This window comes from Actinomycetes bacterium, assembly GCA_035489715.1.
Classification (GTDB): Bacteria; Actinomycetota; Actinomycetes; order JACCUZ01; family JACCUZ01; genus DATHAP01.
The window spans coordinates 1-11,170 of record DATHAP010000109.1; the positions used below are offsets into that span (position 1 = coordinate 1).

Annotated in this window: 12 protein-coding genes; 11 read left to right on the forward strand and 1 reads right to left on the reverse strand. The window is 72.7% G+C overall.

All coding sequences use genetic code 11. The annotated features are described in order from the left end of the window. Positions 1 to 589 precede the first annotated feature (589 nt). The 10 genes from VK640_08645 (at position 590) to VK640_08690 (ending at position 8,851) form a co-directional block, all read left to right on the forward strand. The gene (locus VK640_08645) at positions 590 to 709 is read left to right on the forward strand and encodes a class I fructose-bisphosphate aldolase (protein ID HTE73253.1); all 120 of its coding nucleotides are present in this window, start codon (positions 590 to 592) and stop codon (positions 707 to 709) included. 105 nt (positions 710 to 814) lie between these two features. Next, complete coding sequence (locus tag VK640_08650) at positions 815 to 3,034, forward strand: histidine kinase (GenBank protein HTE73254.1); 2,220 nt, start codon at positions 815 to 817, stop codon at positions 3,032 to 3,034. After that, positions 3,031 to 3,708 carry a response regulator transcription factor gene (locus VK640_08655; protein HTE73255.1) on the forward strand — a complete coding sequence of 226 codons (678 nt, stop codon included), beginning with the start codon at positions 3,031 to 3,033 and terminating at the stop codon, positions 3,706 to 3,708. The genes VK640_08650 and VK640_08655 overlap by 4 nt, the downstream gene beginning before the upstream one ends. Before the next feature lie 78 nt (positions 3,709 to 3,786). Beyond that, a complete protein-coding gene (locus VK640_08660; protein ID HTE73256.1) occupies positions 3,787 to 4,428 on the forward strand; it encodes an ATP-binding cassette domain-containing protein in 642 nt (213 codons plus the stop codon). Beyond that, positions 4,425 to 5,177, forward strand: a complete 753-nt coding sequence (locus VK640_08665) for a hypothetical protein (protein HTE73257.1) — start codon at positions 4,425 to 4,427, stop codon at positions 5,175 to 5,177. Before VK640_08660 ends, VK640_08665 begins: the two co-directional genes overlap by 4 nt. Beyond that, positions 5,174 to 5,614 carry a DUF6220 domain-containing protein gene (locus VK640_08670; protein HTE73258.1) on the forward strand — a complete coding sequence of 147 codons (441 nt, stop codon included), beginning with the start codon at positions 5,174 to 5,176 and terminating at the stop codon, positions 5,612 to 5,614. Before VK640_08665 ends, VK640_08670 begins: the two co-directional genes overlap by 4 nt. After that, positions 5,583 to 7,097 carry a multicopper oxidase family protein gene (locus VK640_08675; GenBank protein HTE73259.1) on the forward strand — a complete coding sequence of 505 codons (1,515 nt, stop codon included), beginning with the start codon at positions 5,583 to 5,585 and terminating at the stop codon, positions 7,095 to 7,097. The genes VK640_08670 and VK640_08675 overlap by 32 nt, the downstream gene beginning before the upstream one ends. 852 nt (positions 7,098 to 7,949) lie before the next feature. Then, a complete protein-coding gene (locus VK640_08680) occupies positions 7,950 to 8,183 on the forward strand; it encodes a hypothetical protein (GenBank protein ID HTE73260.1) in 234 nt (77 codons plus the stop codon). After that, positions 8,173 to 8,484 carry a type II toxin-antitoxin system PemK/MazF family toxin gene (locus VK640_08685; GenBank protein HTE73261.1) on the forward strand — a complete coding sequence of 104 codons (312 nt, stop codon included), beginning with the start codon at positions 8,173 to 8,175 and terminating at the stop codon, positions 8,482 to 8,484. Before VK640_08680 ends, VK640_08685 begins: the two co-directional genes overlap by 11 nt. Positions 8,485 to 8,593: 109 nt before the next feature. After that, positions 8,594 to 8,851: a hypothetical protein gene (locus VK640_08690; GenBank protein ID HTE73262.1), complete on the forward strand. Its 258-nt coding sequence runs from the start codon at positions 8,594 to 8,596 to the stop codon at positions 8,849 to 8,851. Between the two features lie 46 nt (positions 8,852 to 8,897). On the opposite strand, the gene VK640_08695 is transcribed toward VK640_08690, so the two are convergent. Further along, a complete protein-coding gene (locus VK640_08695) occupies positions 8,898 to 10,616 on the reverse strand; it encodes a histidine kinase (protein HTE73263.1) in 1,719 nt (572 codons plus the stop codon). A gap of 160 nt (positions 10,617 to 10,776) precedes the next feature. On the opposite strand from VK640_08695, the gene VK640_08700 reads away from it, so the two are divergent. Next, a partial coding sequence (locus VK640_08700) for a hypothetical protein (protein HTE73264.1) occupies positions 10,777 to 11,170 on the forward strand: 394 nt, incomplete at its 3' end.

Here is an 11,170-nt window from a genome sequence, read left to right on the forward strand (position 1 = left end):
AGACATAGCCCTGCTCCCATCTCCTCTGCTTGGCTAGAGGATCACCGCCCACAGGCGGACAGCCGCGCCGTGCGACTTGATGCGGACGGTAGGGCGGCCTCGTTGAGGGGGCAAGGCGATCGAGTGCCTCCACTCGTGCGATGTCTCGGGACACCTGTGAACGGTGTCCCGAGACATCACTGGAGCGGGTGACGGGAATCGAACCCGCACAGTCAGCTTGGAAGGCTTGGGACTCCAAGCGCCATACTGGCTGGTCAGCGGCAGGTCAGCCGGATGTCGTGCCTTCCGCGTGCCTCAGCGCCACGTACGTCTCCGTGGCCTGCAGTAACCCTTGGTTCGAGCTGCGCGTATCGCTGCCGCACTGGTTCACAACGCAGCCGTAGAAACCATGCCAGAGCGACTGAGGACCCCCCGCTTAGCTTCTGCGGCCAGAAGGCAGTCACCCCGCCCGCAGGGGGACTGCCCGTACCGGGCCGGGCCCGAGGAGGTCGCCGACGCGACGGTCCGTGCGCTGCGGCAGGCCGTCCCTGCGGCGGTGCCCTGAATCGTCTTTCTCCGGCGGTCAGACCGACCTGGAGGCCACCCGCCCCTGGACACGCTCAACCGGCGGGCCCCGCAGCCGTGGGAGCTGAGCTTCTCCTTCGGCCGGGCGCTTCAGGCGCCGGTGCTTCGGGCTTGGCCGGCGACGACGCCCACCGGGACGCCGTAGCGCAATCCGTTCACCGCCGCCTCGATCTCACGAGCGTGGAGCAGACCGAGCGGGAGTACCGGGTCACCCGTGTCCGACTCGTCAGACAGGCTCTAGCCTGACGTCGTGCCCGGACGGTGGCCCCCGTTGCTCGTGGCGGCGGTCATGATCGCCGCCTGTGGCCTCTTCGTCGCGCTGTTCGCGACGCGTCCCGCTGACTGCGGACGGGTCGGGGTCCGCCCGTCCGACTGGACCGCAGAGGGTGTCGTGGTCGAGGCGGCCGGGACCTGCCCGCTCCGGGACGGCGATCTCGTGACGGCGGTCGACGGCCGCAGCCTCACGGACGCGGACACCGAGGCCCAGCCGGCTGCCACGCCGACAGCTGGGGGGACGGTCGACTTTACCGTGCTCAGGGCGGACCGCCGCCTCACCGTCTCGGTCGACCTCGCGCGGCCCGACGTCCTGCTGACGCTCCTCGCGGCCTGGCCGGCCATGCTTTTCGTCGGGTCACTCATGGCGGTCGCCGGCTTCGTGTGGTGGCGACGGGCCGATGCGACCACCGGGGCCCTCCTGGTCTTCGCCGCGGGACTGGGGACGAGCACGGTGCCCACCCTGCTCGGGCTGCCCACGGTCGGCGTGACCGACCGGCTGCTGACCGGGCTGTACCTCGGCCTGACCCAGGTCGCCTACCTGACCGCCTGGGCGGGCGGGCTGGCCTTCGCTCTGCTCTTCCCGCGCCCCTTCCGCCGGCTCGCCGACCGGCCGGCGGCCACGGCCGTCCTCGGCGCGGCGCCGCTCTGGGTGACTGGTGCCTGGGCCGCGCTGGTCGCGCCCGGGAGCGGCAACCGTCTGGAGTGGGTCGGCCTCACCATCCGCGGCGGAGCGCTGGTCGTCGTCGCCACGCTGCTGGCGTACACCGGTGTCTCGGTGGCGCAGTTTCGTGGTTCCCGGGACGCTCTGGAGCGCCAACAGATGCGCTGGCTGGCCGGCACCGGGACCCTCGCGATCTCGGCGGGCCTGGCGGGGTGGTTCCTCCCCCAGGTTTTGCTCGGCGAGAGCCTCCCTACGGCGTGGATCGGCCTCGCCGCGCTGCCGTTCGTGGTCGGGCTCGGCGTCGCGGTGACCCGCCACCGCCTCTTCGACCTCGAGATCGTCCTCAACCGCGGCCTCCTCTACGGCCTGCTGACGACGAGCGTCGTCAGCATCTACCTTGTCGTGGTCAGCGTCGCCGGCGCCGTCATGCGGGGTGGCTCGACGACCCCCGCCTCGATCGTGGCGACCGCTGTCGTGGCGGTCGCAGTGAACCCGCTCCGGGTGGCGCTGCAGAAGGCCGTGAGCCGGCTGATGTATGGCGACCGCGACGACCCGTACTTGGCTCTGAGCCGGCTGGGGCGCCGCTTAGACGCGACGGGTGGTGCGGACCTCCTGCCCGCGATCGCCGACGACGTCGCTGACGCCCTCCGAGCCCCGTACGTGGCCATCGAGGTCCCGGCACTGGAGCGGCGGGTGGAGGCGGGGACACGCCCCCGCTGGCTCGGCGACGGCCAGCTGGTCGACGTCCCGCTCGTCGACCGTGGCGAGCGGATCGGGACCCTGCGGCTCGCCCCGCGCGCCTCCGGCGCTGCGTACGGCGGCGCAGACCGCCGGCTGCTCGAGGACCTGGCCCGGCAGGTCGGTGCCGCGGCCCGCGAGCTCAGTCTGCGCACCGACCTGCAGCGCTCCCGGGAGCGGATCGTGCTCGCCCGCGAGGAGGAGCGCCGCCGGCTGCGGCGGGCGCTCCACGACGAGCTCGGGCCGGCCATCGCCGGCCTCGGCCTGCGGACTGAGGCGGCCCGCCGGCTGGTGGCTGCCGACCCCGACCGCGCGGCGGCCGCCCTAGCCGACGTCCGGGAGGGGACCACCAGCCTGGTCGGCGACGTTCGTCGGCTCGCGTACGACCTGCGGCCGCCGGCTCTCGACGAGCTCGGGCTCGCGGGGGCGTTGCGGCAGCACGTCGGTGACCTCGACACTCCCCAGGTGACCGTCTCGACCTCGGGCGACCTGGGCGCCCTGCCGGCCGCCGTCGAGACGGCCGCGTACCGGATCGCGGTCGAGGCCGTGGTGAACACCGTTCGCCACGCCCGGGCGTCCTCCTGCAAGGTCCACCTCGGAGTGCAGGACTCACGACTGGAGGTCCGCGTCGTCGACGACGGGGTGGGGCTGCCGCCGGACGTCGGTGCGGGCGTGGGGATCACTGCGATGCGGGAGCGGGCGGCCGAGCTCGGCGGGCACGTCGAGGTCGAGCCCGGGTCCCGCGGCGGGACCACCGTCGTCGCCGCGCTCCCGCTCGCGGGGGGTGCTGCGTGACGACGACCGTGGTAATCGCGGACGACCACCCGGTCTTCCTCGACGGCTTGCACGCCCTGCTCACCGGCGAACCGGACGTCGACGTGGTCGGCCGGGCCGTGACGGGCGACGAGGCGGTCCGGGCGGCCAGGACCCTGGAGCCTGACGTGGTCGTGCTGGACCTCGGCATGCCGGGTCCCGGCGGGACCGCCACCATCGAGGCCATCGCCACCGGCACGCCGTCAGTCGGCATCCTCGTCCTCACGATGTACGACGACGACAGCCTCGTGTTCGACGCGGTCCGCGCCGGCGCCCTCGGGTACGTCCTCAAGGGTGCCGATCCGGGCGAGGTGCTGTCGGCCGTCCACGCGGTGGCCCGCAGAGAGGCGGTCTTCGGCGCCGCGCTGGCCCGCCGGATGGCCGACTGGTTCGCGCGCACGGTGGCCCCCGACCCCTTCGAGCAGCTCACCCCGCGTGAGCACGACGTCCTCCGGCTGCTGGCTCAGGGCCTGGGCAACGCAGCGATGGCCGAGCGCCTCGGCATCACCCTGAAGACCGTCCGCAACCTGGTGTCAAGCATTCTCACCAAGCTGCAGCTGCCCGATCGTGCCGCGGCGAAGGACCAGGCCCGTGAGGCCGGTCTGGGACGCGGCACGGGACAGCTTCCCGGACCGGCAGGGACGTCGCGAGGTTGATGCCCGGGACGCCCGGCGCGGACCGTCATCGCCAGAGGCGGTGCGGGACGGCCGGGACCGCGAGGGCTGGGGGTCGGGATGGATGAGGCAGTAGCGCTGTCGGTGCGGGGGGTCGGGAAGTCCTACAAGCGGCGCCGGGTGCTCGACGACGTCTCCTTCGAGGTGAGACGTGGTGAGGCGCTCGCCGTGATCGGCGAGAACGGTGCCGGCAAGACGACGCTGCTGCGCATCTGCGCTGGCGTCCTGGCAGCGGACACGGGGACCGTCGCCCGCCCGCCTCGGCTCGCCTACTGCCCACAGGAGGCCGGCCTCATCGAGAACCTCACGGCCGACGAGCACGTCCTCTACGTGGGGGCGGGGCTGGGCCTAGACCGGGCCGGGGCCGCGGCTCGTGGTGGGGCGCTGCTGGATTGGCTGCGCTACCCACCGGACGAGGCGGCCACCGTCCGCGAGCTCTCGACCGGTACCCGGCAGAAGCTCAACCTTGCGCTGGCGTTGATGAGCGACGGCCCACTGGTCCTGCTGGACGAGCCGTACCAGGGCTTCGACCGCGGCACGTACGAGAACTTCTGGGAGCACGTCCGGACGTGGCGCGACGAGGGCGCGGCCGTCGTCGTCGTCACCCACATGCTCGCCGAGCTGCACCGCGTGACACACGTGCTCGAGCTGCGTACGGGCGGCGGCTGGAGCCTCGACGGGGAGAGGGGCGTGGCGGCATGAGCTGGCACCGACTGACCACGGTCACCGTGATGCACGGGCGCGATCTGTCGCGCCGCCGGCTCGCGCTGGCGATCCTCGTCGCGCTGCCGCTCGCGTTCTACTTCTCCGGGCGCATGCAGATTCAGGAGGCCGGCGCCACCGCCGACGACCAGCTCTGGGTGCTGGCGTCCGGTGCCATGGGCACCAGCTGGGCGGTCGCTGTGGCCGCGCTCTTCGTGGTGAACGGCTCGAGGCGGGCCGACCAGCCGCTGCTGCTGGCCGGGTACCGGGCGGCCGAGCTGCTGCTCGGACGGGTCGTCACGGTCCTCGTCCTGGCAGCCCTCATCACCCCCGCCTTCGCGCTGCTGATCGGCTCGCAACAGGAGGTCGACGTCGCCATGCTGGCCCTCGCCATCGGGCTGGGCTGCGTGGCCTCCGTCGCCATCGGTGTCGTCGCCGCCGCCCTGGTGCCCCGCGATATGGAGGGCGTACTCGTCGTCATCGGTGTCGTCGGCATCCAGATGACGGTCCTGGAGCCGTGGATGCCGCTCTGGGGCTCCGGGGAACTCATCGTCCGTGCGGCCGGCGTCGAGAGTGCGGCCACCGTCCCCGAAGCCGTGGTCAGCTCGCTCGTCGCCACCGCCGTGCTCATGGCCGTTGGCGTTCTGCTGTGGGTCCGCCGCGTTCGGATCCAGCCGGCCACCACCATCCTCGCGCACCGGGCCGGCGAACCGATCGCCGCCGCTCCCGACGGCTGCGAGACGTCATGAGATCCACCTACCGCGTGCTGGCCTTCCTCGTCGCCGCATGCGTGGCAGTGCAGGCCGCCGCCATCGCCATGGGCTTCTTCGGGATCATCCACGAGATGGAGGACGGCGGGGCCATCACGTCCAGTTACGACTGGGAGGGCAACCTCGGCGTGATGATCCACCGGTACAACGGCTCGCTCATCGCGTTGCTGGTCATCGCGCTCCTAGTCGTCTCGTTCTTCACCCGCGCCCCAGGAGCGGTGCGGTGGGCCGCCGCGCTGTTCGGCCTCGTGCTGCTGCAGTTCGCGCTGCTCTTCCCGGCGTTCGCGGTCGGCCCGACCTGGGGCGGACTGCACGGGCTCAACGCGCTACTCATCCTCGGTACGGCGCTGCAGGCCGGTCGGCGGATCACCCGGGTGCAGAGCGATGAACGGGTCCTGGACACGGCGCCGGTCTGACCGGGCCGTCGTCGCCGCCCTGGCATCGGCGGCCCTGCTCCTGCCGCTCGGCTGGTTCTGGGGGCGCAGCCTGGTCCCCGACACGTATTCGGTCATGGGCATGGGGTACGCCGACCACGGCGGCGGGTCGGCCGCGAGGCACGAGGCTCACGCGCTCGGCTGGGACGGCCCACCGGCCCAGCCGGGCAACGTCCCCGTCACCGAGCTGGCCGGTCCGGCTGAGGGCCGGCCCGATGTCGAGGTCACGTTGGTCGCCCGGCAGGAGACCGTGACCCTCGCGACCGGGGAGACGGTCGAGGGCTTCACGCTGAACCACGCGTCCCCGGGCCCGGCGATCCGCGCGGAGCAGGGCGACCTCGTCCAGGTGACGTTGATCAACGAGTCCGTGGCCCGCGGGACGACGCTGCACTGGCATGGCGTGGACGTGCCCAACGCCGAGGACGGGGTCGCCGGAATCACCCAGGACGCGGTGGCACTCGGCGACTCCCACCTCTACCGGTTTGTCGCCGAGGACGCCGGGACGTACTGGTACCACTCCCACCAGGTCTCCCACGTCCAGGTGCGCGACGGCCTGTTCGGCGCGCTCGTCGTCGACCCGCCGTCGGCCCCGGCGGAGGTGGACGTCGTCGCCGCGGTGCATACCTACCAGGGCCTGCGCACGGTCGGCGGCGCGACTGGGGAGACGCGGGTCGACGTCGAGCCGGGCACGCCGGTACGGGTGCGGGTGGTCAACACCGACGACGGGCCGCTCGACGCGCAGGTCGTTGGTGCCGCCTTCCGCGTGCTCGCGGTCGACGGCCGCGACGTCGTCGGCTCCGCCGACGTCAGCGACCGGTCCGTGCGCGTGCCTGCGGGAGGCCGGGCGGACCTGGGGGTCGTGGGGCCCCCGGCCGGCTCCGCCGTGCGGGTACAGCTCGGCGACCGGGCCGGGCCGTCGCTGGTCCTCGGCCGCGCCGGCGCCGGCGCTCCGTCGGCGGAGGAACTCCACCCGCGGCTGGACCTGCTCCCGTACGGCTCACCGGCCCCGCTCGGCTTCGACCCCGAGACGGTCGACCGGCGCTTCGAGTACTCCATCGGACGGCGTCCCGGCTTCGTCGACGGCATCCCCGGGCTGCAGTGGTCGATCAACGGCCAGCTCTTCCCCGACGTACCCATGTTCGTGGTCGAGGAGGGGGACGTCGTCCGGATGACGCTGGAGAACCACAGCGGTCAGCTGCATCCGATGCACCTGCACGGCCACCACGTCGTCGTGCTCAGCCGCAACGGTGTGGCCGCGTCCGGAAGCCCGTGGTGGGTCGACTCCCTCGATGTGGAGTCGGGCGAGTCGTACGAGGTCGCGTTCGTGGCCGACAACCCCGGCATCTGGGCGGACCACTGCCACAAGCTGCCGCACGCCGCCGAGGGACTCATCGCCCACGTCGCGTACGCGGGCGTCAGCACCCCCTTCCGGATCGGAGGACCGGCGGGCAACGAGCCGGACTGAGGCTCTTCCTCAGCGAGCGGACGGTCGAGCGTCACCTCGCCAACGCCTACGCCAAGCTCGGGGTCACCGGCCTCGCCGGTCGTGCTGCCGCGGCCGCCGCCATCACTCGGGGCTGAGCGGTCGCTCGGGTTCCCCACCCGGGACAGCATGCCGATCGATGCCAGCAATCCGGCGGCCAGTGCGAACCCGAGGGCGGGGTAGCCGAGGACGGCGATGATTGGGCCGCCGGCCGCGGCGCCGAGCAGATATCCCACCTGGGTGGCGGCCGTCCGAGCGGTCATCATCACCGCTGCGTTGCCGCCGAGCTGTGTCAGGGCCAGCGTGGCCGACGCCGGGGTGCGGACGCCGGGGCGGCCCCGACGAGCACGAACAGGGTCACCGCGGCTGGGACAGACGGGGAACCGGCCAGACGAAGTGGTACCAGCGCCGCCACCGCCGCCGACGACCCCAACACCAGGCGGCGGGACGGCCACCGAACCCCCGACTCGTCCGACGTGGGTCGCGGACAGGGCGTAGGCGGCTGCACCCGCGGCCAGGATCTCCCTCGCACCGGACTCGCCGACGGTGAGGTGAGCGACGAGATGGGCGCCGGCGAAGGTGAGCAGTGCAGTCCAAGCGGCGTAGGCGATCGACCTGTGAACGGTGTCCCGCGACATCGCAGTGGAGCGGGTGGCGGGAATCGAACCCGCACAGTCAGCTCGGAAGGCTTTGTCCTCCGAGCGGTGTCTTGGCTGGTCAGGGGAGTCGTCGGGCAGCGTTCGTGCCTTCGGGTTGCCTCAGCATCGGAGTCGCCTTCGGGAAGCCGCCCAACAGTTTCTTCCCACGTCTTACATGCCGTGAGACACTTCAGGGGTGGCCGAGACGATCACCTTCCGCCCGGACGAAGACGCCCGGCGGGCGTTGGCCGTTCTGACGCAAGACGGCACGTCTATCTCCACCGCCGTGCGCTCGGCTCTGATCGAGGCCGCCAAGACGGCCGCGCAGGACAGGCTGCGCGCAGAGGCTGCTGCGCTGGCCGCTGACGACGCCGACCGTGCCGAGGCGGCTCAGGTTCTTCGGGACATGGAGACGCTGCGTGCGTGGTGAGGTCTACCGCCTGCGCTCTGCCCGTGGCGCCCGGGGCCATGAGCAGGCCGGCGTCCGCTACGCGGTCGTCGTCCAGTCCGACCTGCTGCCGCTCTCGACCTGGCTGGTCGCGCCGACGTCCACCTCGGCACGCGCGGCCACCTTCCGTCCGGAGGTGTCCATCGAGGGCGGCCCGACCCGGGTGCTGGCCGAGCAGACCAGTGCCGTGGATCCGCAGCGCTTGGAGGAGTCAGCCGGTCACCTCACCTTCGATGAGCTGCGCCAGGTCGACGCCGCGCTGCGGCTGGTCCTCGGCCTGTGATGAACCTGGCGGACTTGTCCCGCCAGTGGCTCGCTGCCGGGCTCGAGCCCTGCACGAGCAGTGACTCCTCGTGATCATCGTGCATGGCACCCGAGCGTTCCGGGACCGAGTGCCGGGACCGGCTGTCACGCACGGCGAGACGTCCACGACGGTGCTCGGGGCCTGGTACGCGACTGTGCTCCGGTGGCGCCGCCCGGCCGCGCTGTTGGTCGACGAGCTGACGCTGCTGCCTCTCCTCATGCCGCTGGCCCCTGCCAGGACGCTGCTGACCCGGTTTCCGGACGCACTCGCCGACCTGCTGTCCGCGCACCGAGTTCCGGCACAACTAATCGAGGCCGAACGGGCCCAGACCCTGGAACACAAGTAAGCGATCTCCGGGGCGAGGGTCTAGCTCGAGCAGCCGACCGGCGCAGCTACTTCGCCGTGCCGCTGGAAAGGGGCAGGCTCAGCGTCAACTTCCAGGCGGCGGTCGAAGGTCGCACAGACAGCTCGCCACCCAGCGTGGTCGTCCTGGCGGCCAGGTCTCCCAAGTCGGGATCCGGCCCCTGTACGCGGACCGTCGTCGTGAGTTGACCCGATTCGTGACGGATGGCGACCTCGGCCGGTGACGCAGCCGTCGCCCGGTCGACGGCGAGGTACGCCGTCGACTCGATGACCGCTGGAAACCGCCCGTCGGGCGCCTCCGTCAGCCGGACGTCGCGCGACTCCGCCAGCGCACGCACCGCGGTCGCGAGGCCTGCGTCCGCCAGCATGAGGGGCGACAGCCCGCGGGCCAGTGCGCGGAGGTCGTCGATGGCGGCCTGCAGCTCGCGCGTCGCCTCCCGCAGCGTCGCTGACTCCCCCGTGCGGGCGGTTAGGAGACGCAGGCCCAGCGCGAGTCCCACCAGGCGCTGCTGCGCGCCGTCGTGCAGGTCGCGCTCGAGGCGCCGACGCTCGTCGTCGCCCGCCGCGACCAGCCGGATCCCCGAGGCGCGCAGCTCGGCGACCTGGGCCAACGCCTCGGCCTGGAGCCGTTCGTGCTCGAGCCCGAGATGGATCGCCGCGACCAGGTCGTCCACCGAGTCGCGGCTGCCCAGCAGGTCGGTGCGGTGCACGAGTATCGCGAGGGTGTCACCGGCGTAGTCCAGCCGGGTGACCGCACGCGCGCCGGGGGACGGGAGCTTCACCGGCTGCGCCCACTCATCGACGAGTTGGCCGCCGTCGACGGGGAAGGCCAGAACGAGCGAAGGGTCGCCGAGCCTCGTGGCGAGCGCATCTCGCAACGACCCGGTCGGGGACGAGAGTCCCGAGAGATCCACCACCAGCCCGGTGAGTGCCCGCTCGGTGCGCCGCTCGCGCACCATCTCCCCGAGCACGCACAGGCCGACCGCCGCGAGCGCGGCCGCCTGGACGAGCCACAGCCGGCGATCCACCCCGTCCGCGCCGAGGAACCCCCGGTCGGTGGACCGTGTGTGTGACACGACCGTCGCGACGAGGAACAGCACGGCCGCCGACCACCGGGGCCCCGTCGTCCGACGTCGGGCGCGGCTCGCGCGGAGCGCGGCCAGGATGAGCGCCAGCACGGCCGCCACCGACCAGACCAGGCCGGCCCGCACTCCGAGGGTGTCGACCGAGGTCGTCCAGCCGGCGACGGTCCCGGCGTGCCAGAGGTTGGCCGGACAGCTCACGCACCCGCCCGCAGCGGGATCGGAGCCGACCGCGGACAGCACGCCCTGGACCCCGAGCGTGACGACGTACCCCGCGCCGACCAGCGCCGCCGCGGCCCGACCGAGTAGCCGGCCCCGGGCGTCGGTCAGTGCGAGGTGGAGCACGACCGCCGGGGTGGCGGCGAAGCCGGCCAGTCCCAGCGAGAAGAGCAGCGCCGACGCCCCCTTCGGGTTGTCCCACTCGGCGACCGACCACGCCAGCGCGGCCGCGGTGACCAGGACGGCGACGCGCACCCGGTCCGGGTGCCGCACGAGGTGGACGACGGCGGCCGCCAGACATAGAGCGACGGGGCCGAGCAGCGCCACCCGACCTCCGGCGTCCGGAATCGCGAACGTGAACCCTTGACCCTGCGCGGCGATGGCGACCGAGGCCGACGCCGCCGTCGCGGTCAGCCCGATGAACGCGATGGTGGTCCAGAAAGCCACGGGCGCCGGCCGGGACCGCATGCGGTCAGCATCCCGTAGCGAGGGCCCGTCCGGGACCGTGCTGGCACTGACCTTGACCGTCGAAGAGCACGAGGCCAACCCTGATGTGGCCACGATCCGTCGTTCCTAGCGTCAGCGGCATCACCTGAGGAGGTGCCCGATGAACAGGACCCGGACGATGCTGACCCTCACCGCGGCGGCCGTGCTGGCCGGGACGAGCGGCTGCACCGCGGTCGACCGGGCCGGCGGCACTGCCGACGAGCCCGTCCGCACACTGAGCTTCGCGCAGGCCAACGACGGCGAGCCGCCGCCGCAGCTGCGCGCCTGGGCCGATGAGGTCGAGCGGGCCTCGGACGGCACGCTGTCGATCGAGTTCGCGGACGGCTGGCGGCGCGGTGAAGCAGGGGCCGAGCGGGGCATCCTCGCGGACGTGGCGGAGGGCGAGGCCGACCTCGGCTGGGTCGGCGCCCGCGCCTTCGACCGCGTCGGCGTCACGAGCTTCCAGGCCCTGCTCGCCCCCATGCTGGTCGACAGCCACGCGCTCCAGCGCGCGG